General features: G+C 46.1%; 21 protein-coding genes, 1 pseudogene and 1 other annotated feature. Of the genes and pseudogenes, 8 read left to right on the forward strand and 14 right to left on the reverse strand.

Going from position 1 to position 23048, the window contains the following annotated elements; genetic code table 11:
• Positions 1 to 106: 106 nt before the first annotated feature.
• Complete coding sequence (locus AC121Z_RS05385; protein WP_498127262.1) at positions 107 to 1132, forward strand: DUF2500 domain-containing protein; 1026 nt, start codon at positions 107 to 109, stop codon at positions 1130 to 1132.
• A 35-nt stretch (positions 1133 to 1167) separates the two neighbouring features.
• Here the strand turns inward: AC121Z_RS05385 and AC121Z_RS05390 are convergent, their stop codons facing one another.
• From AC121Z_RS05390 to hisG, 14 genes and pseudogenes are all read right to left on the reverse strand, one after another.
• Complete coding sequence (locus tag AC121Z_RS05390; RefSeq protein ID WP_498127263.1) at positions 1168 to 1596, reverse strand: hypothetical protein; 429 nt, start codon at positions 1594 to 1596, stop codon at positions 1168 to 1170.
• A gap of 480 nt (positions 1597 to 2076) precedes the next feature.
• Positions 2077 to 3530, reverse strand: a pseudogene (locus AC121Z_RS05395) (transposase).
• A gap of 271 nt (positions 3531 to 3801) precedes the next feature.
• Positions 3802 to 4761, reverse strand: coding sequence for a DUF4350 domain-containing protein (locus AC121Z_RS05400; RefSeq protein ID WP_498127264.1), 960 nt, complete (start codon positions 4759 to 4761; stop codon positions 3802 to 3804).
• A gap of 319 nt (positions 4762 to 5080) precedes the next feature.
• Entirely contained in the window at positions 5081 to 6064 is a 984-nt protein-coding gene (locus tag AC121Z_RS05405; RefSeq protein WP_498127265.1) for a GGDEF domain-containing protein, read from the reverse strand.
• Positions 6065 to 6182: 118 nt separating this feature from the next.
• A complete protein-coding gene (locus tag AC121Z_RS05410) occupies positions 6183 to 7520 on the reverse strand; it encodes an NAD(P)/FAD-dependent oxidoreductase (RefSeq protein WP_498127266.1) in 1338 nt (445 codons plus the stop codon).
• A gap of 6 nt (positions 7521 to 7526) precedes the next feature.
• The gene (locus AC121Z_RS05415; protein ID WP_498127267.1) at positions 7527 to 8150 is read right to left on the reverse strand and encodes a GNAT family N-acetyltransferase; all 624 of its coding nucleotides are present in this window, start codon (positions 8148 to 8150) and stop codon (positions 7527 to 7529) included.
• An 11-nt stretch (positions 8151 to 8161) separates the two neighbouring features.
• Positions 8162 to 8785 carry a bifunctional phosphoribosyl-AMP cyclohydrolase/phosphoribosyl-ATP diphosphatase HisIE gene (gene hisIE, locus AC121Z_RS05420; protein ID WP_498127268.1) on the reverse strand — a complete coding sequence of 208 codons (624 nt, stop codon included), beginning with the start codon at positions 8783 to 8785 and terminating at the stop codon, positions 8162 to 8164.
• A 10-nt stretch (positions 8786 to 8795) separates the two neighbouring features.
• On the reverse strand, positions 8796 to 9587 hold the full coding sequence (gene hisF / locus AC121Z_RS05425; RefSeq protein ID WP_498127269.1) for an imidazole glycerol phosphate synthase subunit HisF: 792 nt from the start codon (positions 9585 to 9587) through the stop codon (positions 8796 to 8798).
• The gene (gene hisA, locus AC121Z_RS05430) at positions 9569 to 10306 is read right to left on the reverse strand and encodes a 1-(5-phosphoribosyl)-5-[(5-phosphoribosylamino)methylideneamino]imidazole-4-carboxamide isomerase (RefSeq protein WP_498127270.1); all 738 of its coding nucleotides are present in this window, start codon (positions 10304 to 10306) and stop codon (positions 9569 to 9571) included. The genes hisF and hisA overlap by 19 nt, the downstream gene beginning before the upstream one ends.
• Positions 10306 to 10908 carry an imidazole glycerol phosphate synthase subunit HisH gene (gene hisH, locus AC121Z_RS05435; RefSeq protein ID WP_498127271.1) on the reverse strand — a complete coding sequence of 201 codons (603 nt, stop codon included), beginning with the start codon at positions 10906 to 10908 and terminating at the stop codon, positions 10306 to 10308. Before hisH ends, hisA begins: the two co-directional genes overlap by 1 nt.
• A 2-nt stretch (positions 10909 to 10910) precedes the next feature.
• Positions 10911 to 11978: a bifunctional histidinol-phosphatase/imidazoleglycerol-phosphate dehydratase HisB gene (gene hisB, locus AC121Z_RS05440; RefSeq protein ID WP_498127272.1), complete on the reverse strand. Its 1068-nt coding sequence runs from the start codon at positions 11976 to 11978 to the stop codon at positions 10911 to 10913.
• Positions 11978 to 13060, reverse strand: a complete 1083-nt coding sequence (hisC, locus tag AC121Z_RS05445; RefSeq protein WP_498127273.1) for a histidinol-phosphate transaminase — start codon at positions 13058 to 13060, stop codon at positions 11978 to 11980. The genes hisB and hisC overlap by 1 nt, the downstream gene beginning before the upstream one ends.
• A complete protein-coding gene (hisD, locus tag AC121Z_RS05450) occupies positions 13057 to 14361 on the reverse strand; it encodes a histidinol dehydrogenase (protein ID WP_498127274.1) in 1305 nt (434 codons plus the stop codon). Before hisD ends, hisC begins: the two co-directional genes overlap by 4 nt.
• A gap of 12 nt (positions 14362 to 14373) precedes the next feature.
• On the reverse strand, positions 14374 to 15273 hold the full coding sequence (gene hisG, locus AC121Z_RS05455) for an ATP phosphoribosyltransferase (RefSeq protein ID WP_498127275.1): 900 nt from the start codon (positions 15271 to 15273) through the stop codon (positions 14374 to 14376).
• A gap of 44 nt (positions 15274 to 15317) precedes the next feature.
• Positions 15318 to 15429: a sequence feature (His leader region), on the reverse strand.
• Positions 15430 to 15656: 227 nt separating this feature from the next.
• Between hisG and AC121Z_RS05460 the strand changes: the two genes are divergently transcribed.
• The 7 genes from AC121Z_RS05460 to AC121Z_RS05490 all read left to right on the forward strand — a co-directional run bounded on the left by AC121Z_RS05460 (position 15657) and on the right by AC121Z_RS05490 (position 23047).
• The gene (locus tag AC121Z_RS05460) at positions 15657 to 16022 is read left to right on the forward strand and encodes a hypothetical protein (protein ID WP_498127276.1); all 366 of its coding nucleotides are present in this window, start codon (positions 15657 to 15659) and stop codon (positions 16020 to 16022) included.
• A 236-nt stretch (positions 16023 to 16258) separates the two neighbouring features.
• Positions 16259 to 18184 (forward strand): alpha/beta hydrolase family protein, encoded by a 1926-nt coding sequence (locus AC121Z_RS05465; protein WP_498127277.1) that lies wholly within the window; start codon positions 16259 to 16261, stop codon positions 18182 to 18184.
• A 202-nt stretch (positions 18185 to 18386) separates the two neighbouring features.
• Positions 18387 to 19550, forward strand: coding sequence for an iron-containing alcohol dehydrogenase (locus tag AC121Z_RS05470; protein WP_498127278.1), 1164 nt, complete (start codon positions 18387 to 18389; stop codon positions 19548 to 19550).
• Entirely contained in the window at positions 19550 to 19987 is a 438-nt protein-coding gene (locus tag AC121Z_RS05475) for an acyl-CoA thioesterase (protein ID WP_498127279.1), read from the forward strand. Before AC121Z_RS05470 ends, AC121Z_RS05475 begins: the two co-directional genes overlap by 1 nt.
• A gap of 257 nt (positions 19988 to 20244) precedes the next feature.
• The gene (gene ahpC, locus AC121Z_RS05480) at positions 20245 to 20808 is read left to right on the forward strand and encodes an alkyl hydroperoxide reductase subunit C (RefSeq protein WP_100657447.1); all 564 of its coding nucleotides are present in this window, start codon (positions 20245 to 20247) and stop codon (positions 20806 to 20808) included.
• 81 nt (positions 20809 to 20889) lie between these two features.
• Positions 20890 to 22482: an alkyl hydroperoxide reductase subunit F gene (gene ahpF, locus AC121Z_RS05485; RefSeq protein ID WP_498127280.1), complete on the forward strand. Its 1593-nt coding sequence runs from the start codon at positions 20890 to 20892 to the stop codon at positions 22480 to 22482.
• 142 nt (positions 22483 to 22624) lie between these two features.
• Positions 22625 to 23047 carry a hypothetical protein gene (locus tag AC121Z_RS05490; RefSeq protein WP_498127281.1) on the forward strand — a complete coding sequence of 141 codons (423 nt, stop codon included), beginning with the start codon at positions 22625 to 22627 and terminating at the stop codon, positions 23045 to 23047.
• Position 23048: the final 1 nt, after the last annotated feature.

A 23048-nucleotide genomic window follows, 5' to 3' on the forward strand; every position in this document is an offset into this window, starting at 1 on the left:
TAAGCTTGTGTATACGGTTGATCTGACGTAAAACTATTGCTGTGCCGCGCAAAACCTCATAAAAAACCTGCTCGGATTCAGTGCTCAGTTTATGGATGAATGACTCTTGCCAAGTACCTACGATGTAAAGCCTTTATCAGATAAAGACCGTCAGCAACTACAAAAACAATATTGGTTAATAGCCGGGTTTACCCTGTTTGCCGGCGGCATTTTTTTTGTAATTTTCTCCAACGTACTATCCGGTCCTCATATGAGTCAGGCCCCGCTATACATATTTGGTGTGTTTGCCGCCATTTTTGCAACAGTGATAGTTGTGGTGCTGCGCCAGAATTACCTCGAACTTAAAAACGGAGTAAAACATTGCTATACCGGTGTTGTGACCAATAAACGGGTAAACCGGCACACGTCAACAACCGGCAGTCATTCAACTAACGTCAGGGCTGGCTATGGCTCAAGACGAAGAACAACTCACACAACTTACTATGTCAGCCTTGACGACAAGGAATTTAGTGTCGATTTGAGTGTTTATAATCAGGCCTCTGCAGGCGACAAAGTTTATCTTGAAATCAGCCCGCAAAAGAAGCAAGTACTGCAGTTTCGGATATTAGCGGCGCAACCGCAACAGCACTCCCCCAGGTTCAATGTCAGCTCGACTGTATATGAGCCGATGCGGGACAAAGAGTGCGCAATATCTGCTAAAGAACGATTAATTGTGCAGCGGATCTTCTTTAGAGCGTGGCGAAAAAAACTCTTCTTCTTTATGGCGATCGCGCTATTTTTTACATCCGTTTTTACCACGGGGTTTATCTTATTTACCGTGCCGCTGGCGGTCGTATTGATTATCAACGCGTACAAGCTGCTGGTACCGCTATTACAGTATCGAAAGTTCTTACACGCTGCGCGGCCCAAAATCATCTCATCTGTCAGGGTAAAGGATAAAATAACCCTAACTTCTAACCGGTCTAAAACCCGCTATCGGTTGCTTACTGATGATGGCGCGCTGGATGTGCCTGAAGCTGTGTATAAGAGCGTGACAAAATCTGATGTGCTATCGGTTCATCGGGCGGTAGGTATCGATATTGTTTTTGGGGTGGAACAAAAGCAAAGTAATGCGTTGTTTTATTTAGGTTAAGTCCGCTATGTAATGTAGAGAGTCTTAATCAGTACTCACCAGTCGGTATCCGGGTCATCTATAAATGATTGAAAGCGCTTGCCGAACTTGCGCCCGTCACTAAAGTCAGCAAAGTCTGATTCACGGATAACACCCAATCGCTGGTAGGGAAACTTGGTATTTTGTGGCTGCATAAAAGACAGCTTATATGCTTGGCCTGAAAACGACAGTACACCGCCGCCGCTGAACATATACCAGGGAGATTCGAACCGGGCATCCTGGCGTGAGACTTCAAACACTTTAACTGTTTCGCCACTGGCTATGCAGTCAAAGGCTTCGTTATTGTTGAGTAATTCGTTGAGTTTATTTTTGCCAAACGTGCCGGTGTCAATGAGCGTAAATGAAACCTGGTCACCATCTATTTCTATGTAGCCTGGCGCGCTGTGAAAAATGCCCTGCAGTAACCATGTTTTAAATAAGACCAACTTCAATTCCTTTTAAGATTGCAGGCCGGTATTCAGTATGAAATCGCCGCAATGTTAGTTGTGATATCTCATTAGATTACATTTTGAGCGGTTTGTGAACTGGTGTGATTGTTAAGCCGGTAGAATTGGAAGGGCTATTCATACCCGTCGAGCCTCAATAAGCGCTCGACGGGTGTATTGAATAGAAAAATGCTCATCGGAGTATAAGAAAAATTAAAGCCATTTATTACACACTGTGACAGCTGAATTGAAAGCTCGTTTCGTGTGTATGAAATTGAAAAATCGCTGACCATAACGAAGTAGATGTCATTAACATAAGTCAATAGGCTGGCCATTGGTACTGAAAGACTTGTTCTTGAGATGTTAAAAATGGCGCCTCAACAAGTTATTGTTTAAACGATATTGGTGGTAGGACTTTTAAGCTCCGAACTCGAAATCTCGCTGCATGAAAAAATCACTAAGTCGTGCTGGTTGGGTAGATTAATTTAGTGGTGGTGCCCGGCATGTGTTGGCAGTAGTAGCAGAGCGATTCTTATCCAAATGCGTTAATATCTTCGCGATGATTTCAGGCCTGAGCGGTCACCCGCTATTATGCAGGCGATTATTTTGACATTGTTGCTCTCACACACTTCGCAAATGCAATGTTAATATTGAATACTCTTTTTAACCTCTGCGCCCACGACATGCTGCGCGCATGGTAGGGTTTATCAGACTCATGTTGGTGTTCTGCCAAGCGAGGACTATTCTTTCCCCGCTGTGAAGCCGTAACCTCAGCTCGCACCTTGCTGTTAGAAGCAAAGACGCCATAAAAACGAATGAGGTTTAGTCTGCGTGGTGGCACCAACGCGGCGAGTTTACTAACAAAATCCAGCGGGCTGAAAAACACGTGAGTCGTGCCATTGTTGTAGGGTGTCTTGAGTTCATAACGCACTTTTCCTGAATCGGTCAGGCTCAATCGTTGCTCGCTAATTGCGAACCGCGCTATGTATCTGCACAAACGTTCCAGCTTGTCAGTTTGGTGACTGTCTGCAAACACCCCAGCGTGTAAGCTAAAACCGTTTATTTGAGCTAATTGACCGTAATGTTGTTCATCTTTGGCAGGTAAGGTTTGCAAGGCAAAGACTTTTTTGCCTGTATCTAGTCCTACAGCAATGCGGTAATCTACTGAGGCAGCCTGCAAGGGCAGTAAACTATCTTCATCACCCATAGGTAAATCGAGAAACGTGTTATCCATATCACGCTCAATCAAGCCTGATATTTCCAGGTAGTGTGCAATTCGATGGCTGATAGTATGAACAAGGCACTCCATATTGCCATGGTTGGGGGCTTTAACTCGTTTGAAATTTGTACTCTCTCGTTCTTGCGTGAATACGCCTTCTAGAAACAGCATGTGGAAGTGAATGTTTAAATTCAACGCACTGCCAAAACGCTGAATGTAAGTTACCGCTCCTGTCTTGGCCTGCTTTTTTTAGAAACCCTGCTCGATGAATAATGTCTATTGCAATAGCACGGTGGATGATTTGCATGATTTTGCTTAAATGTTTGGGGTACCTGACAAGTAATAGACGAAGCGGGATGGGTAAACTCAATACCCATTGGCGTACCGGGTAGCCATGAAGAACATCATCAACTAACAATTTGGCACTTTCAGCCATCCGTCTTGCCCCGCAACTTGGGCAGAAACCTCGTTTCTTGCAACTAAACGCGACCAGTTTCTCATGTTTGCAGTCGTCACATACTACGCGCAAAAAACCATGCTCTAATCGACCACATTTGAGAAATTCTTCAAACTCTCTTTCTACATGACGTGGCAGCGATTTACCTTGGCGTGAAAGCTGCTCCAGAAATTCCGGGTAGTGACGTTCGACTAATTGATACAGCAATGTTTGCTCTGGCCGATGTCGATTATAGGTATGAGAGTGAGTTGCTGGCAATGGCGTCCTTGCCGTGAATTGGCATCACAGTGTGTAGATGATTTTCATGTAAATCTACAGAACAAGAGGGTGGAAAGTGCATAGCACCAAGGTCCGGTTTACGTACGGAGCTGCCCAACAACGAGCGCTGACGGGCATCAATAGACAAATAGCGGACTGTTTGGTTTGAGACTCTGAGTTTCTGGCATGAGCCAGAATCGAAATTTGTTTACGCAAAATCGTTTCCCAGAGCAATAGGCTGCCTTTGAACCTGTAGACAGCTAGTCAATTATCAGTCTTGCGAGTCAGCTAGCCAGCGCATTATGTTCAGTAAAAACTCTTCATTTTGTTCCGCACCAACAGAGCGTAACCCCATAGTTTTGCCTGTACTTTTAACTAATTGCGAAGAGAACATCATGCCTTCAGAAAAAACTGCTACACGTCCTTTGCCTAGCTCTAAAACAGCACCTTGACTCCATCCTGACATTGGAATCTTTGGTGTATCCGCGTTAACTTGAAACGGTATTTTGGGTTCTGTAGCAGTGATACCGTTCCCTAATCTCAGTAGAGATATTGCTTTTTCGGGAGCTTTAAATGCTGAGCCACCAAACGATCTTACCTGTAGTATATCTGGTGATACATTATTAATACTTTGCAGAAAAAGAGGCTGTGATTTTTCATCTATATTTTGCGAAATTTCTTTATTGTAAGTTGTAGCGTGTTCAGTGAGCGAATGATTCACTTTGCTAAAGGTTGCGTTTCCAACATGTCCATTGATGAATTGAAAACCAAGTGCTAGTGCCAGATTATCTATAGCTTTGGGAAACGGTGTGTGATCAGCAACTAAAAAAAGTGAACCACCGTTCGATATCCAGCTCTTGAGCACTTCAACTTCATTGTCATCAAACGCATCTCCATAAGGTGGAAGCCAGTCATGTCGCTTTCTGTCAAGCGCGTTTGCAATTACTAAAATATCCACTTGCTTTAGCTGATTTTCTGTAATTGGTTTATCGTTCGAATCGACTCTGAACCCGTCACTTTTTAGAACTTGTGCAAATGGCTTATATCTGCCGCTTAACGTCAAAAAGTTATTATGGGCTTCGTCAATTAAAACAAGTGGACTACTCTCAGGGGAAAAGTGTGCAACTCTATGTTTAGGTCTGAAGTCAGGGTCAGGTTGTTGAGGGCTATCAGAACAGGCTACCAATAATGTAGCAAAGCCAAAAACAACTAAGCTATGAACTAACTTCATTTACGACATCCTGTGTAATAATCTGGTAGTGATTAACGTTGAAATTTCACTGTGCTCGACCATACCATGAAAAATGTTTGAAAGGGTAATTGCACATATCAGAACAATAAATAGACGTAATTCAGAAGCTCATTGCGACGTGCAATGTCCAGTGTTTCAACTTCCGCTTTACGTACGAAGGGATCGCTCAGGGACAAGCTTTCGACGATCTGCAAATGGCACTTATGCGACTGTCATATTTGATTGAGTCCAGTAGTTCGAATCTGACAGATAAAGTTAAGACTTGTTCAAATTATCCATTTGGAGTTAAACAACTATTTTAGTTGCATACGGTTCTGTTACGGCCTTCAGCTTTTGCCTTGTATAGCTGTTCATCACACATTGACATCCATTCTTGCGCTGACATGTTGCTCGTTTTTTGACACACGCCAATACTCACAGTAACTTCCTGGGTTGAGAGTAGCTTGGCATTGGCGACGGCTTGCCTAAATCGCTCAGCGATAGCTTTAGCCGAGTCAGCATCAGTGTCATGCAGTAAGACTAAAAACTCCTCCCCACCGATCCTAAATAACTTATCCGGCTCGCGAGAATTTTTATGCATCAATGCCGCAATACCTTTTAATGTGTCATCACCCACGTTGTGACCATACTGGTCGTTGATCGTTTTGAAGTGGTCCACGTCGATCATCAACATCGTGACTGGCGTTTGATAGCGTTGTTCAATATTGATGACTTGGAGGATTGAGTCATTTAATGTCGCTCGATTATTTAGACCGGTTAAAGCATCGGTGTAGGATAGGGTGACCAATAGCCTGTTTTGGTTGTAAATCTCACGCATACACATAAATACGAATCCGCTAGTGCCAATTAGAACTAACATAAATCGAGAGAACTCGTTGATTTGCATTATGTTATAGGCGAAGGGGGTTATGATTATAATGAACGCACCATTGATCCAGGCAGCGAGCCTTAATGGTAAAACGAAATACAACACAAAAAGTGCGGCAAATGACCAAAAGGATGCCGAAATGCCTAGTTTGTAAAGTGAATAGACTGACAGGCAGGTTATCACTGGTGCAATCCCGAAGAGACTCATCTTGAGACTGTAATTATTATGATGGCAGCGATAGGCCGTGGCGAGGTATAAGGCTAATAATCCCGCAATACCGGCGGCTAAAAGATAGTTTCCTTGCAGTAAGTCGACAACCATAAATGGAAACAGGATGACGCATGAGATCAAAGCAATATTTTTGGTTGAGTTGACAACAAAATTTGGGATGGGGTCGGAAATTTTGCTTTGCATAATTGGCTCTTGGATTACCGCTACTATCAATTTAGTCGTAAACACCGATTATGTCACGCGAGCACAAAACTAGTGTTTGCGCTGATAAGCAATCTAAACGTATTGCCGTAATTTGCTGCTAGCTCATGCTCTGCTTGAATTTTTGCCAGGCATAGTACGCATGCAAGGCCGGGCGGCGGGCAAATGCAAGCGGAAAGGTTTTTAACGGGCTTTGCCAAAATGGGAAATCAGGCAAGGATTCTGGTTCCATTAGCAATTGTGCCAGACGTTTACCGGCCAGCACTGAAAACGCCAGGCCAGAACCACAATAACCTGCGCTGTAGAGCAATCTATCCTGCTTGGCATGGTAAATGCGCGGGAAATCATCATAGGAAACGGCAACCCAGCCACTCCAAAAATGAGATATGGCGATATCACGTAAGGTAGGAAAGGTGTCTTGCAACCCCTGAACTAAAGCGACTTTATATTTTTTAGCTGAGGCATGCTTTCCTCTGACTGCGCCGCGACCACCGAATAACAGCCGATTATCGGGCAATAACCGGTAGTAGTATTTTAAAGGTCTAGTGTCCATGGTCATTAAACCATTCCGCATGCCCAGCGCTAACAATTGTCGTGGGGTCAACGGGGCGGTTACAACAATCGATGATATCACCGGAAAGAGCTTATTATTCAGCTGTGGTACCAGATGACGTTGTCCATAAGCATTACTGGCTACAATCAGATGCTTGGCGCGCAGTGTTCCTGCCGGAGTCTGCAATATGTGCATGCCATGGGTGGAAGAAACCTGACTTACCGGGCTATTGCCATAGATTGTAGCGCCCGCGGTAGCGGCTAGTTGTGCCAAGCCTTGACAGAATCGCCAAGGGTTGATGGCGAAAGCCGATGGATAATAGATCCCACCATATGAATGCGTACCTGCCAAGTAGTTAGCGGTAACCATCTGTGCGTCGAGTACTTCAATACTCTCACTGTAGCGTTGTCTGGCAAACTCTGCGTGCTGCTTAAGGGGTTGCATGGCTGCCGCTGAATGAGCGAGTTTAAGATAGCCGCCGTGCACTCGGTCACACTCTATCCCAGCGTCAATCAGATTAGCAACATCATTAATTGAGTTTAAGTATTCTGCGTACAGTGCTGAACTTATCTTATCACCAAAGCGTTTGCGTAATTGCTCAGCGCCCAATCGTCCGGTGCCAGGCAGAACAAAGCCACCATTGCGACCACTGCATCCCCAGCCAGGTTGATTGGCCTCCAGAACACACGCCTTCACGTCATAACTTTGTGCTAGATGTAATGCCGTTGAGAGCCCCGTGTAGCCGCCACCGATAATTGCTACATCCACGTCTTGGCAGTCAGTCAGCTTAGGGTAAGTGCTGGTGGAAGGATGGTTATCAGCCCAAAAGCTGTCAGGTTTCGCTGCACTGGATGGCGGGTGCGGATCAACTAATGGATCGTACATATAGCCTTATAATACCCGGTTAAATGGTAATATCATCTCAGCCGCGGTGCAGGTGCATATGCCCGGGCAAACAGGGCACTGATAGTTTTCTTCCAATGCCAGTTGTTGCCAACGATTGGCGTGTTTTTTAACCAGTTCCCCGCCACAGGCACTAAAATATCCAAACGCTGAGTTATTTGGACTCGCCAGCCAAATATGTGCGATCCCAGCAGCTGCACCTTGCAATTTTGCTTGTTCGATCGAGTGCTTAAGTAACGTCGCGCCGATGCCTAGTCCGCGAAAACTAGCATCAACTGTGTTGCATTTAAAGTAGCAAACCTGCTCTTTGGGGTGTGACCATCGCTGAGGCGAACACCATTCATCGGCATCCCACTGCTGCGGTGCATAAGTGAGGCGAAAACCGACTAACAGACCGTCGTCAGTCAGATGCGTCGGCTCAACGGCGTCAGTTGCAAACTCGCCGTGTGGAATGAGAGCAACCCAGCTGGCATTAATGCCATTTTGCCAGCCTTTGTGATAAATCACCGTCAGCGACTCTTGATCGAGGTAATTATCACCATGCACGTGATTGCCCAGTGCAATAACGGCAGAGAAATGTTTGGGTGCGAAGGGTATATAGTTTACTTTCATGCTGGATTTTATCACTTCGAGCTGTGCCGTTGCCTCAATACCCCAATGACATCCGATAGGTTTAAGCCACTTGCCTGCAACAAAACCATCAAATGATACAGCAGATCAGCGGATTCATTTTTTAGTTCTTCTATATCTTGCACGGTTGCGGCCAGCGCAGTTTCTACACCTTCTTCGCCTACCTTTTGGGCGATTCGCTTGATCCCCTTGGCATACAGTGCTGCAGTATAACTGGAATCTGGATCAGCATCTTTACGGGCAGCCAATAAACGCTCTAAATCGGCTAAAAAAGTTAGGTCCGCTGTACCACTACTATCCCAGCAACTCTCTGTACCTTTGTGACAGGTAGGGCCCTGAGGTTCGGCGAGGACTAATAATGAGTCGTTGTCACAATCGCTATGGATGCTGACTAATTGCAAGGTATTATTCGATGTCTCCCCTTTAGTCCACAAACGATTTTTTGAACGACTGAAGAAGGTCACTAAGCCACTCTCGAGGGTTTTAGCCGCCGCCGCTTGGTTCATAAAGCCTTGCATCAATACTTTTCCGCTGACACTATCTTGCACAATTGCTGGCACAAGGTCGTGCATTTTATTCCAGTCCACGGCATTAAGTGTTTGTTGAGTGATTTGCATGTTTAGTACCTTACCGTTGGGCAGAAAAATCTTGGCGAATGACCACGCCTTGCTGGCGCAGAAAGTCCTTCAACTCTCGAATATCAATGATCGATTTATGAAACACTGATGCAGCCAAGGCGCCATCCACGTCGGCTTGCTTAAAGGCGTCAGCAAAGTGTTGCATCTCGCCGGCGCCGCCAGACGCAATTAAAGGCACCTGACAAGCGGCTCTAACTGCAGACAGTTGGGTGAGATCATAGCCTTTGCGCACACCATCTTGGTTCATGCAGTTAAGCACTATTTCACCGGCGCCACGGGACTGCACTTCTTTGATCCAATCAATGGTTTGCCACTGCGTTTGCTGCGTACGAGATTCGTCACCAGTGAATTTATACACTTCATAGCATTGGTTTTCAGCATTGTAGAAACTATCAATGCCGATTACGACACACTGTTGACCGAAAATATCATGCAGTTGGTTAATTAAGTTGGGGTCATTGAGGGCAGGTGAGTTGATCGATATTTTGTCGGCGCCCATTTCCAGAATTCGGCCCGCATCGTCAATGGATTTAATACCGCCGGCGACGCAAAATGGAATATCAATCACTGCTGCGATACGGCTAACCCAGCTTTTGTCTACGACACGCTGGTCGCTTGATGCGGTGATATCATAGAACACTAATTCGTCTGCGCCTTCAGCCGCATAGCGTTCAGCGAGAGGGACAATATCACCAATAATTTCGTGATTGCGAAACTGTACTCCCTTGACCACAAGTCCATCTTTTACATCAAGACAGGGGATTATGCGCCTTGCCAACATTGGATCGCCTCCTTCACTGTAAACTTGCCCTCAAGTAAAGCGCGCCCGAGGATCACGCCATTGACGCCAGTCGGCTTTAATATCTCAATATCAGCAATCGAACCAATGCCGCCTGAGGCTTGCCATTGAATATTTGGGAATAAGTCACTCATTTCGCTGTAGAGCTGGTGGTTAGCTCCCTGCAGGGTTCCATCGCGACTAATGTCGGTACATAGTACATGCTGTGCGCCTGCGTCTAAAAGGTCGTTGAGCAAGTGCTCGATAGAGACACCGCTGTTCTCCTGCCAGCCATGAGTGGCAATAAATTTGTTGCCTTGTGAGTCGATGTTTATGTCTAACGCCAACACAATTTTATCGCCGCCATAACGTGCCAGCCATTCTCTGATCAGAGCTGGCTCCTTGACTGCTAGTGAACCGATCACAACACGCGCTACACCGATAGATAATAACTGTTCTACATCTGATTCAGAGCGGATCCCACCACCCGCTTGAAATTGCATGCGTTGGGTTTTTACCATTGCCTCAATTAAACCCAACTGGCGTTGACTGGTATCCTTAGCGCCCGTGAGATCAACAATGTGCAGCCATTCGGCGCCTTGGTCGGCATAATTGTGGACTACAGCCACTGGGTCGAAGGCATAATCGGTTTTTTGCGTATAGTCACCTTGATAAAGACGAACTACATTTCCATCAATTAAGTCGATAGCTGGAATGATCATTATAAACTCACAAAGTTCTGTAATAGTTGTGCGCCGGCATCCCCTGAACGTTCAGGGTGAAATTGAACACCGAAAAAGTTATTGCGTTGAATTGCAGCAGAGAAACGCTGGCCGTATTCGCAGGTAGCAAGCGTATGCTCAAACGGCGCAATCGCGAAGCTATGCACAAAATAAAAGAAGCTGCCATTTGGAATGTGTTTGAACAAGTCATTGTGCTGAACGGCGTCAACAGCATTCCAGCCCATATGCGGGAGGCGCAAATCGCCGACTTGCAACCGTCGAACTTCACCAGGGATGAGATCCAAGCAATCCGTCCGTTCACTCGTACTTTCTTCTGACCAGCTGACCATCAATTGCATGCCTAAACACACCCCAAGTACTGGCTGAGTTAGTGATTTTAAGGTCGGCGCCAGCTGCTTGTGATGGATACTCGCCATGGCGGCGTTGGCACTTCCTACGCCAGGCAAAATGACTTTATCCGCTTGTGTGATAATGGCTGGGTCGTCACTGACGGCCACCGCAACATTCAGTCGGTCAAAGGCAAACTTAACCGAGGAGATATTGGCGCAGCCCGTATTCACGATCACGATTCGTTGTTGCATGCCTACAATGCTCCCTTACTGCTGGGTAATGCATCACCACTTTTTTGAATGGCTTGGCGCAGGGCTCGGCCAAATACTTTAAAGAGGCTTTCGACTTGATGGTGTGCATTACCTTCGGTGGTTGATAAATGCAAACTCAAGCCCATCGATTGCGCCAATGAATAGAAGAAATGTTGCACCATCTCAGTGGCCATTTCGCCGACAGATTCGCGGGTAAAATTAGCCTTAAACACCAAGTGCGGACGATTAGATATATCCAATATACACTCAGCGCGACACTCATCCATGGGCAAAGCAAAGCCGAAACGACCAATACCACGCTTATTACCTAAGGCTTTTTTCAATGCTTCACCAATAGCAAGCGCGGTGTCTTCGACACTATGATGGTCATCAATGTGTAGATCGCCCTCAACGTTGACATTTAATTCGAAACCACCGTGGGTGGCAATTTGATCGAGCATATGATCAAAGAAGCCGATCCCCGTATGGATTGTTGATTTATTAGTGGAGTCCAAATTCACCTGAACCCGGATATCGGTTTCGGAGGTTCTTCTAACCACTTCAGCGGTTCGTGATGAATGCAGTAACTCGTGCTCGATAGCTTGCCAATCGAGGGAGTCTCGCGCGTATTGCAAACCACGGATCCCCATATTTTCAGCCAGTTGCATATCGGTGTGACGGTCCCCAATCACATAGGAGCGCGTGAAGTCGATTTTACCCTGCTGTAAGTAGTCCTTGACCAAACCTAATTTTGGTTTACGGCAAGCGCAATCATCGCTCTCAAAATGGGGGCAGATAAGCACATCGGCAAAGTGTACGCCTTGACTCGTAAATACATTCATCATGGCATTATGCGGAGCATCAAAATCGGCTTGTGGAAAGCTATCAGTGCCAAGACCATCTTGGTTGCTGACCATCACTAAGGTAAAGCCTGCTTGCTGTAATTTAAGCAGGACTGGGATCACATAAGGTTCAAAGACGAGCTTTTCTAAACTGTCTAGTTGCTTATCAATCGGCGGCTCTTCAACGAGGGTACCATCGCGGTCGATAAATAAAATAGCCTGTTGCATTAGTGCTGCTCCTCGGCGGAAAAGAATGAATCAATAAGATCGAGTAGTCGGTCGTTTTGTGCGGCTGTACCGATTGATATACGCAAACAGTCATCGAGTTTGAATTGTTTCGATTGATCGCGGATGAGCATACCATTTCCCACTAGATGGGCCATTAAGCTATCTTTTTGTGGACAGCGGAATAAGATGAAATTGGCCTCTTGTGCACCGACTAATTCGATCGCCTTATATTTAATCAACGCACGGGTCAGGCGCAGTCGCTCGTCAGCAATGATTGCGACCTGTTCGCGCATTCGGTTTACTGGCCCTTCAGCCAATGCTTGTGCTGCTATTTGTGCTACTGGCTCTGGGATAGGATAGGGCGCAATGACCTTGAGGAGAGTTTGAATAATGTCCTCTGAAGCTAGCGTGAAACCGCAGCGAAGCCCAGCCAGTGCAAAAGCTTTAGAAAGCGTGCGCAACACGACTAGGTGCGGGTATTCAGCCAAGCGCTGCGCCCATTGATTGCCCATGGCAAATTCAATATAGGCCTCGTCAACCACGACTAACGCCGAATCAGCAAAGGCAGCGAGAATCGTTTCAATCTGTGCTTGTGCCACTATATTCCCCGTAGGGTTATTGGGCGAGCAAATAAATACCAGATTGACTTGATCTCGTTGTGCTAGCATCGCATCGATATCGAGCTCAAAGTCGTGGGTCTGCGGTACGCTGATGACACCGACATTACAGGTTTCAGCGCTAATCGCATACATGCCGTATGTGGGTGGACAAATCATAATCTTTGACTGACCCGGCTGACAGAAAGCGCGGATCAACAATTCAATACCCTCATCGGCGCCACGGGTAACTAGCACCTGTTCCGCCGCAAGGCCAGCATAGTCTGCATATTGTTGGACTACTGCGCCAGGCTGACAAGAGGGATACCGATTGAGCCTAGTATCATCTAGTTGATAAGGATTGCTAAATGGTGACTCATTTGCATTCAACCAATCTTGGCCACCGCTATAGAGGCGTCTGGCACTCTCATACGGTTTTAACTTTGCGATATTCGTATTGGTTAGGCGAGACAATAAAGTACTCATTGAGCCTCCTGATTGAGTGCATCGAGTCGGATCGCTACCGCATTTCCGTGGGCGTCAAGTCCTTCTGCACTTGCTAATGACAATAATGTTGGTGCAAGTGCTTGGAAACCCGATCGCGATAACTCTTGCACCGTGTAGCGGCGCATAAAATCGAGTAGGCCTAGACTGGAATACATGCGAGAGTATCCATACGTGGGTAATACGTGATTGGTACCACTGGCATAGTCACCGGCAGATTCAGGCGACCAAGCGCCCACAAAAATGCTACCGGCATTGCTGATCGAAGGCAGCCAGTTACGGGCATTTTCTGCCTGTATAATTAGGTGCTCAGGGGCATATTCGTTGCTGACAGCAATGGCTTGAGCAAAGTCTTCGGTTAAAATATAGCGACTGTGTTGCATCGCCGCGGTTGCGATCTCATTGCGCGATAAATTAGCCAATTGCTGAACAACAGCCTGCTCAGTCGCGCGAATGAGAGTCTCACAGTTGCTGACCAATACCGCTTGTGAATCCTTACCATGCTCTGCTTGTGAGAGTAAATCTGCAGCCACAAAATCTGGATTAGCATTTTCATCAGCGAGAACCAATACTTCTGATGGCCCTGCAGGCATATCAATAGCCGCGCCCCCTACTAGAGTGCTAACTTGTTGTTTAGCTTCGGTCACAAAACTATTGCCAGGACCGTAAATTTTATCGACTTTAGGAATGCTAGTAGTACCAAATGCCATGCCTGCGATCGCTTGCGCTCCGCCGCATAGGAATATTTGGGTAATGCCGCAGAGACTAGCTGCGTAGCGGATCTCAGCAGCAATTTCTCCTTGCTTGTTTGGCGGTGTACACAGCACAACAGTCTGACAACCAGCAACTTGTGCAGGTACGCCTAGCATCAATACCGTAGAGGGCAGGGGAGCCGTACCGCCTGGGATATACAAACCAACCTTGGCTATGGCTTGAGTCAGTTGTTGGCAGCGTACACCGGGCATTGTTTCGATATCGACTGCGCTTGGCTGTTGTGCTTCATGAAAACGTTTAATATTGCTATAAGCTGTATCAATCGCCTGTTTTGTTGCCGGGGCGAGACGCTTACCTGCGCTTTCTATCTCGCCACTATTAAGTGCTAATTGATCGAGCTCGGCTCCATCAAATTGACGCGTGAGTGCCAAAATAGCTGCATCACCGTTGAGTCGCACGTCGTCAATAATCTGCTTAACAGTTGCCGTCAGTGAATCGCTATCGGCCAGTGCAGGCCGCTCAAGGACTTTCGCTTGTGCTTCCTGATTGAGTTGATTCCACTTAATCATTGCTTTACCCCGTTAACCCATCATTTTTTCGATAGGCATCACGAGAATTGAGCTGCAGCCTAATGATTTTAACTTCTCCATGGTTTCCCAAAATAGTGTTTCCGGGCTTACCACGTGCACGGCGACGATTTCATCGCTGCTGGCTAATGGTAATACTGTTGGATTCTCAGCTCCTGGCAGTAACCGTTTAACCTGCTCAAGATAGGCCTTGGGCGCGTGTAACATGATGTACTTGCTTTCTTTCGCTTGGGTAACACCGTCAATACGAGGTAACAGTCGATTGATTAATTCTTGCTTTTCGTCGCTCAGTGGACGCGCGCATTGAATTAATACAGCTTTGGATTCAAATACCGTGTCTTTTTCGCGCAAACCATTGGCTTCCAACGTGGCTCCGGTCGAGACTAAGTCACAAATAGCGTCAGCAACACCCGCACGCGGTGCAACTTCTACCGAACCGGTTAGCATGACTGCTGCGGCATCAATCGCGTTTTGTTTGAAGAAACGCTCCAGTAAGAAAGGATAGGTTGTCGCAACTTTCTTACCTTGCAACGCATGCATATCGGCATATTCCATTTCATTTGGGATCGCGATTGACAACCGGCAACCACCGTAGTCTAGCTCACGTAGAGTTTTAAACTCGTGAGGGCGATTTGCAGCTGCGCGTTCGAGCATCTTTTCTTCAAGCTCATTTTGACCGATAAAGCCGAGATCAACGATGCCATCCATGACTAAACCGGGAATATCGTCATCGCGCACCAATAATAGGTCGATAGGCTGATTGGTAGAATGAGCAATGAGAAGACGATCGCGAATTTGTAATTTGATCCCGATTGCTTTCAATAATGCAATGCTGTCATCACTTAATCGACCTGACTTTTGCACAGCGATTCGCAGTCGTTTAACGTCACTCATGGAAACCTATCCTCTTATATAGTGTGTAATTATTGACGCGCACAAACAAAAAACCCCCGGAAGTGTCCTCCGAGGGTGTTATTATTTTCACGCCGCCGGAAGGACAATAAACCTTCCAGCACGAACCTGAAAGGCTATGCTTTATGGTGGTGATGAGCGGCGCAAATAAAATTCATGTAGTATTTAATCCAATATGGCCCTGAAAAATATAAAGCTGGACCGTTAACGAGCCGAAACATTAACTAAGTGGCAGCAATTTTGCAATGGTTTTACGGCTGACATTGATAATTAAATCACTTTTGTTGGCTATAATGTAAAACTTTTAGTTATATAAAGCGTCTAACCCAACAACGCTAGACGGCGATGAATGACGAGGGTAACGGATGAGTAACGACCTTTTATTTTCAGTACTTCCGCGCAGAGGAACAGTACCGATAAAAGAAGATCGCGGCAATGTGAAAAAGGTTGTCAAGAAAACGCCTGTGCATCCTACGCCTGAAGAAGAGAATTTGCCTCGAGTGCGCGAACGCGAACAAGAAGCACGCCACCAGAATCAGCGTGAGCATCAAGAGTCGAAAGATTACAGCGACGAGCATATGGGGTTAATCATTGATACTACTGACGAATGTGTCGCCGCCGATGATGAGCCGCTTATTCACAATAAACAAGAATATTTGCATGAGGCGAAGGACCGTGATGAAAATGCTAAAGACTCTGGCGAGGGGGAGCATTTAGATATCACGGTTTAGCGAAGTTTTGCTTGGGTTAAGTCACAGATACATCGCGCCTTCTGGCGTATATCAGCCATTAAACAATGAGTCTCAAGCTAACCGATTTTCTCAAAATGAAAAAGTAAGCTATATACAACGAGCGGATAGTTGCATAAATCTGCTTTTGCTTGTTTAACTCGCTTTAGCTAAGTAAAATTAGAGCCCTAAAACGTTGGCGAATTAGCCAAAATCGTATCTTTACTTAGGATTGCTCTATGAAACGGACTTTAAGGTGCTTTGTTGCACTGTGTTTACTTGTTTTTATCTTTCCCGTCTATGCGAATAGCAAGCTCATTCCCGTAGATGCCTACGGTGCGTTGCCCTCTACTAGTCTGTTTTCTATCTCTCCCAGTGGGGAACTGGTTGCTTATCGCGATGTGTCTGGAGAGCACGATCTATTAATTGTACAAAACAGAACCAATGGTGAACTTATACGAGCTGCCCGTATCGATGGGATTAATCCAAACACGCTCTACTTTGCCAGCGATAATGTGGTTGTTTTAGTCGCGACAAAGAACATTAAACTGCGCGGCTACAAAGGTCGTCATGATTCCAGCTGGGCCTACGCCTTCAATTTGGAAACCGGCATGATAAACGCCCTCTTAGAGCAGGGATTTGGGATCTACAAGGGCCAAACTCAGCTGGGCCGTATTGTTGGGATTTCTGAGGATAAGAAGTATGCATTTATGCCAGCCTATGAAAGTCCGGGCAGATACAATTTGTATAAAGTCAGTTTGGAGAAGAAACGCGAACCCAGAGTCTATGAGCGCGGCACCGCTGATACCGACGATTTTTTCCTCAATGGTAAAGGCGAGGTTATCGCTCGCGAGCGCTTTAACAACGAAGAAAATTTGCACCGTATCGAGGCGCGGATTGACGATGAATGGGTTGAAATTTATCGCGAAGAAACAGACATTCGCACCAAGGGGTTTTCCGGAGTAACGCCCGATCAACAACACCTTGTGTTTAGCTCATACTCGGATACCAGCGACCGACGCGCCTATTACACCATGGCATTAGCCGACGGCGCAATTTCTGAGCCACTGTTTCATGACGACAACAAAGATGTTAGCCACCTAGTAACTGATTTACAGCGGGTCGTGCATGGTGCCGCATTTTCAGGCTTTGAGCCGAGTTATTATTTCTTTGATGAAAAGCTTAACGCGCGTATGCGGGGTATTAATAAAGCCATGCCGGATAATTCCTTTGCTATTCAGGATTACTCCGATAATTGGCAAAACATCATTTTTTACATGCAGGGTAAAGAGAGTGTCGGTGAATATATTCTGTATACAAAAGGTGCATTACAGTTACTTGCGTCAAGTCGCCCTGACATCCCAGTAGATTCGGTCAGTCCGGTAGTTGAGCTAGCGATCATTGCGCGTGACGGGTTGAGTATCCCAACCCTGATTACTATCCCTCGTGGTCAAACGGCAGATAAGCTCCCAGCAATTGTCATGCCGCATGGCGGACCAGCTGCTCATGACACCAAAGGCTTTGACTATATGGCACAGTTTTTCGCTAATCGCGGCTTTATGGTGATACAACCTCAGTTTCGCGGTAGCTCGGGTTTTGGACGGGCGTTTCGTTATGCTGGACACGGTGAATGGGGGCGTAAAATGCAAGATGATATAACTGATAGCGTTTTAGCCTTGATTGCGGAGGGGAAAATCGATGCTTCCAGGATTTGCATAGTGGGCGGTAGCTATGGAGGCTACGCTGCATTAGCAGGGGCAGCATTTACCCCTGATATGTACCGTTGTGCGGTATCAATCAATGGTGTTGCAGATGTGGAACGAATGTTAAAGGATGAACGGAAAGATTACGGTAGTGACCATTGGGTCGTCGCGTATTGGGAGGACGCTATTAGTCGAGGCGATGTAGATGAGTCTCATTTGGCCGCAATTTCACCGATTAATCATGTTAATCAGATCCAAGCGCCAATTTTATTGATCCACGGCGAGTATGACGAAAGTGTGCCCATTCAGCAGTCGGAAAGAATGCTAGATGCACTTGAGGACGCGGACAAAACGGTCGAGTTTTTAGAGCTTGAGGACGGCAACCATTTTCTGAGTAGCAAGCAAAACCGCATGCAAGCGATGCAGGCTATCGCATCGTTTGTCGAAAAATATATCCAGTAGAGCTTTGTTTTTGGCCTCAGTCTGAGGCCATCGCTATGATTATTATTGGCTCTATAGCTGGTAAACGTTAGTCATAATATGTGCATGGTTAATTCAGCAAACTTAATTTCAATGATTTGACTTCCTTAGCTGATCTGCTTTCATTGAAGCAATAAAAATCAGCCGCCATTGGCGTATTTCAGATGACGTTGGGAGCTAGATCATGCACGAGTTTAGTTTTGCTACCACTGCGAGAATGACTGTGGGCCAGCCAGTCGCGCAAGTGCTGAAAGAGTATTGTGCACGGCAGCGACTATCAAGTGTAATGCTAGTTACAGATGCTGGGATCCAAGCTGCGGGCCTATTGTCCTCAACGCTAGCTGAATTGCAAAATCAAGGTATAACGGCAGTGGTATTTGATGCGGTCGAACCAGACCCATCAGCAACGACAGTATTGAACGCAGCAGAGCAAGCTAGGTCGGCAGATGTTAGAGTTGTGATTGGTTTTGGCGGTGGCAGTTCGATGGATGTCGCTAAGTTGGTTGCATTACTTGCACATCCAAACAACCAGCAATCATTGGAAGAGGTTTTTGGTGTTGAACAAGCACATGGACAGCGCTTGAACTTAGTTCAAGTTCCCACGACGGCAGGTACTGGCTCCGAGGTAACGCCGATTGCCATCGTTACAACGGGGGGGACCACTAAAGCAGGAGTAGTTTCCGAACGCTTGCAGCCGGACTTGGCTATTTTAGATCCTGAATTAACGCTCGGTTTACCGCCTCATATTACAGCGGCTACCGGCATCGATGCGATGGTGCATGCAATAGAAGCGTATACCAGTAAAATTCGTAAAAATCCGTATTCAGATATGCTTGCGCGGCAAGCATTACATGTATTGAGCCGCAACATACATACAGCGGTTAGAGAGGGTGAAAACCGGGAAGCCAGAGCCAATATGTTATATGGTGCCATGCTTGCTGGACAGGCCTTTGCTAATGCGCCCGTTGCAGGAGTGCATGCACTGGCTTATCCTCTCGGGGGCCATTTTCACATTTCACATGGTTTAAGTAACGCGCTGGTATTACCTCATGTACTAAATTTTAACTACAGTCATGCTACGCGGCTTTACGCCGAATTAGCCAGCCTGGTGTGTTCTTCAGTCACTTCTGCAACGCCGCCAACTGAAGCTGCGATGGCATTGATAGATTATTGCTCAAATATCAGCAAAGCACTCGGATTACCTACTCGATTGCGTGACTGCAGTGTGCCAGAAAACTTTTTATCTCAGCTGGCTGATGATGCTATGTTGCAGCAACGCTTGCTGGTTAATAATCCGCGCACAATTACCCGCGAGGATGCATTAAAGATTTATCAAGAGGCATATTAATGAGTAGTCAAGCAACAGCGACGCGCAATTCTTTTGCACAGTTTTATGCAATTGACTCACGCTGGAGCGACAATGATATTTATGGGCATATTAATAATGTTGTTTATTACAGCTATTTTGATAGCGCAGTGAATCGCTTTCTTATCGATCGCGCGGGTTTAGACATTCATCAGGGTGCTGTAGTCGCTTACGTTGTCAATTCACACTGTAATTATTTTTCTCCGATTGCTTATCCACAAACCATCAACGTTGGAGTCAAAGTTAGCCGGTTGGGTAGGAGCTCGGTTACATACAGTCTTGGTATTTTTTCCGATGAAAGCCAATCAGCTGCCGCAGTTGGTGAGTTTGTGCATGTATTTGTCGACCGGGTAAGCGGGCAAAGCACGTCAATCCCAGTTCCCATCCGAGACGCGCTGCAAACCTTGGTTGTTGACTGAGAACGTCTGTCTTAGCTGCTTGCCGCTGGCCTTCTATCGCTTGGTTTATTAGTATTCTCTGCCGCATTGTTACGGTTGATTGATAAAATTGATTAAGCGTTTCAACTTTCCCAATTATCCTTTTTACGTCCACCTTTTTACTATAGTCAGCAATTTCAATACGAAATGATCGCACGCTAGTGAATGCGTGTAGAAATACAGCAATTTAATCTCGTGGTCGTCGGCCACCAATTTCTTAAGTCTAACGGAGAAAAAATATGGCGTTAATCAATACAGCAATCAAACCATTCAAAGCGAATGCATTCAAAAATGGTGAATTTGTTGAAGTGAGTAGTGATGATATCAAAGGAAAATGGGCTGTGTTTGTATTTTACCCGGCTGATTTTACCTTCGTATGTCCAACTGAATTAGGTGATGTTGCAGACAAATATGAAGAACTTCAATCACGCGGCGTTGAGGTGTTCTCAGTATCAACTGACACGCATTTCACTCACGCAGCATGGCATGAAGCGTCAGATACAATCGGTAAAATTAAGTTCGCGATGATCGGCGACCCAACCGGTGAGATCACCCGCAATTTCGATTGTATGCGTGAGAACATGGGTCTAGCTGACCGTGCAACCTTCGTGGTTGATCCTGATGGCATCATTCAGGCAATGGAAATCACCGCTGAAGGTATTGGTCGTGATGCAGATGACTTAGTTCGTAAGGTTAAGGCTGCGCAATACGTCGCGTCGCACCCAGGTGAAGTATGCCCGGCAAAATGGAAAGAAGGTGAAGCAACATTAGCACCTTCACTCGACCTTGTCGGTAAAATTTAAGCGCGCAAACTAGCGGCATGATAAGCGGGGGAGTGGTTCTCCACTCCCTTTCTCAAACTGACGAATAAAAGGCGAATTACCGTGTTAAACCAAGATATTTTAAATGCATTAAAAGGCTACTTTGAGTCAATGCAGAAACAGATTACGTTCGTCGTGCAAACCGGTGAGCATAGCAAGCGCGATGAGCTTGTGTCTTTTCTGTCAGCGATTGCCGAAGTAAGTGACAAAATTTCAGTTGACCAGCGTGATACAGGTGAAACACTGCGTAGCCCGGTTAGCTTCCTGATTGAGGCCGATGGCCAAGACACCGGGATCCGTTTTTCAGGTGTACCAGGTGGACATGAGTTCAACTCACTGGTGTTGGCAATTTTACATGCGTCTGGTACAGAGTTAAAAATTGACGACAGCTTGAAGCGCATCATTCAAGCGGTAAATGAAGAACTACACTTTGAGGTATTTATTAGTCTAAGTTGTCACAACTGTCCAGACGTTGTACAAGCAGTGAATCAGTTTGCACTCTTAAACTCAAAAATTAGTGCAGAAATGATTGATGGCGGCGTTTATCCGCAACTGATCGAAGAGCGTGATATCCAAGGTGTACCGAGCGTTTATTTAAATGGTCAGCTATTCGCTAACGGTAAAGTTGATGCTGCGACACTTATTGACAAGTTAATCGAGCGAGACTCCGCATTAAAATCTGCGAATAGTGGGCAATCCTTGCCGCTCCAAGATGTCGTGGTCGTGGGCGGCGGTCCTGCAGGCGTCGCGTCGGCGATTTATAGTGCTCGCAAAGGATTGAAGGTGGCTGTGGTTGCCGACCGTTTCGGCGGGCAGGTAAAAGACACCATGGGGATTGAAAATTTAATCTCTGTGCCTAAAACCACGGGGCCTGAGTTGGTTGGTAATCTGATGCAGCACATGCAAGATTACGATATTACCTTGAAAGAGCATGTGCGGGTGGAATCCATCGATTCTGGTAACGTTAAGACCATTACATTATCGTCGGGTGAAGTGATTAAAGCCCGTTCTATCATTCTTGCTACAGGTGCGCGGTGGCGCGAGCTGGGAGTGCCGGGTGAAAAAGAAAACTTAGGCAATGGCGTGGCCTATTGTCCACATTGCGATGGTCCATTCTTCAAAGGCAAAGATGTTGCTGTTATTGGTGGCGGTAATTCAGGGATCGAAGCGGCATTAGACCTTGCGGGAATTGTAAAGTCAGTGACGGTATTTGAATTTTTACCAGAACTGAAGGCTGATCAGGTGCTGATTGACCAGGCCTTGAAACGTGACAACATCAGTATCATCAAGAACGCAGCGACGCGCCAGATTGTTGCTGAAAATGGTAAAGTCGCCGCGATTGAGTATCAAGACCGACAAACAGAAGAAGTCCATACATTAGGGCTATCGGGTGTATTCGTGCAAATTGGATTAGTGCCCAACAGTCAATTTGTTAAAGGGGTTGTTGATATGACTCAATACGGTGAGATCATCATTGATGAGAAATGTCATACGTCAGAAGCCGGTATTTTTGCTGCCGGCGATGTGACCACTGTTCCGTACAAGCAAATTGTGATTTCAATGGGAGAGGGGTCAAAAGCGTCACTTGCTGCGTTTGAATATTTACTCACTCATGAGGTTGATGCAGACGAAGACGCTGAGATGCGAGCAGCGTAGCGATACCTTTACAACTTGTTATAGTGAAGCCTGTGCAACTGACATACATTTGCTCAGGCTTTTTTTTGCACTATGCTTACTTCTGCAACGGTCATCAAACAGGAAAGCCCAGCGCACTGATGCAGGGTTTAGGGAGTTAGTTATGCATAGTCCGGCCAAATGGTTCTCACCAGTCGTTATCATTGCTCTGCTGTGGAATATTTTAGGTTTGGTAGCGGTGCTTATGAATCTAACACTAACACCAGAGCAGATTGCGGCATTGCCAAGTGAGCAGCAATCCATGATTACTGAAAGCCCTGTTTGGTTGCCTTATGCGTCATTACTGGCTGTGGTCGGCGGTGCATTAGGATGCTTGGCGTTATTACTCAAGCGATCCGCTGCAACTGCATTATTTTTAGTGTCACTTGTCGGTATTGTCGTGCAGGACGCAGGGATCTTAATGGCAATGAATAAACTCGACGCGTTTGCGACAACTCCACTGGTGATGCAAGGGCTGGTTTTAATAACTGCCATCGCCTTATTACTGTTGAGTAAAAAGGCGACCGCAGCAAACTGGCTAACTTAAC

It is taken from the genome of Alteromonas sp. DYW1, from assembly GCF_059752595.1.

Bases quoted from the DNA above. Each gene is read 5' to 3' on its own strand.
- hisF (WP_498127269.1), bottom strand. From the start codon at position 9,587: ATGTTGGCAAGGCGCATAATCCCCTGTCTTGATGTAAAAGATGGACTT.
- AC121Z_RS05415 (WP_498127267.1), bottom strand. From the start codon at position 8,150: ATGAAAGTAAACTATATACCCTTCGCACCCAAACATTTCTCTGCCGTT.
- hisD (WP_498127274.1), bottom strand. From the start codon at position 14,361: ATGATTAAGTGGAATCAACTCAATCAGGAAGCACAAGCGAAAGTCCTT.
- AC121Z_RS05410 (WP_498127266.1), bottom strand. From the start codon at position 7,520: ATGTACGATCCATTAGTTGATCCGCACCCGCCATCCAGTGCAGCGAAA.
- AC121Z_RS05475 (WP_498127279.1), top strand. From the start codon at position 19,550: ATGAGTAGTCAAGCAACAGCGACGCGCAATTCTTTTGCACAGTTTTAT.
- ahpC (WP_100657447.1), top strand. From the start codon at position 20,245: ATGGCGTTAATCAATACAGCAATCAAACCATTCAAAGCGAATGCATTC.
- AC121Z_RS05460 (WP_498127276.1), top strand. From the start codon at position 15,657: ATGAGTAACGACCTTTTATTTTCAGTACTTCCGCGCAGAGGAACAGTA.
- hisG (WP_498127275.1), bottom strand. From the start codon at position 15,273: ATGAGTGACGTTAAACGACTGCGAATCGCTGTGCAAAAGTCAGGTCGA.
- hisC (WP_498127273.1), bottom strand. From the start codon at position 13,060: ATGAGTACTTTATTGTCTCGCCTAACCAATACGAATATCGCAAAGTTA.
- hisB (WP_498127272.1), bottom strand. From the start codon at position 11,978: ATGCAACAGGCTATTTTATTTATCGACCGCGATGGTACCCTCGTTGAA.
- hisH (WP_498127271.1), bottom strand. From the start codon at position 10,908: ATGCAACAACGAATCGTGATCGTGAATACGGGCTGCGCCAATATCTCC.
- AC121Z_RS05465 (WP_498127277.1), top strand. From the start codon at position 16,259: ATGAAACGGACTTTAAGGTGCTTTGTTGCACTGTGTTTACTTGTTTTT.
- AC121Z_RS05470 (WP_498127278.1), top strand. From the start codon at position 18,387: ATGCACGAGTTTAGTTTTGCTACCACTGCGAGAATGACTGTGGGCCAG.
- hisIE (WP_498127268.1), bottom strand. From the start codon at position 8,785: ATGCAAATCACTCAACAAACACTTAATGCCGTGGACTGGAATAAAATG.
- AC121Z_RS05405 (WP_498127265.1), bottom strand. From the start codon at position 6,064: ATGCAAAGCAAAATTTCCGACCCCATCCCAAATTTTGTTGTCAACTCA.
- AC121Z_RS05490 (WP_498127281.1), top strand. From the start codon at position 22,625: ATGCATAGTCCGGCCAAATGGTTCTCACCAGTCGTTATCATTGCTCTG.
- AC121Z_RS05400 (WP_498127264.1), bottom strand. From the start codon at position 4,761: ATGAAGTTAGTTCATAGCTTAGTTGTTTTTGGCTTTGCTACATTATTG.
- hisA (WP_498127270.1), bottom strand. From the start codon at position 10,306: ATGATCATTCCAGCTATCGACTTAATTGATGGAAATGTAGTTCGTCTT.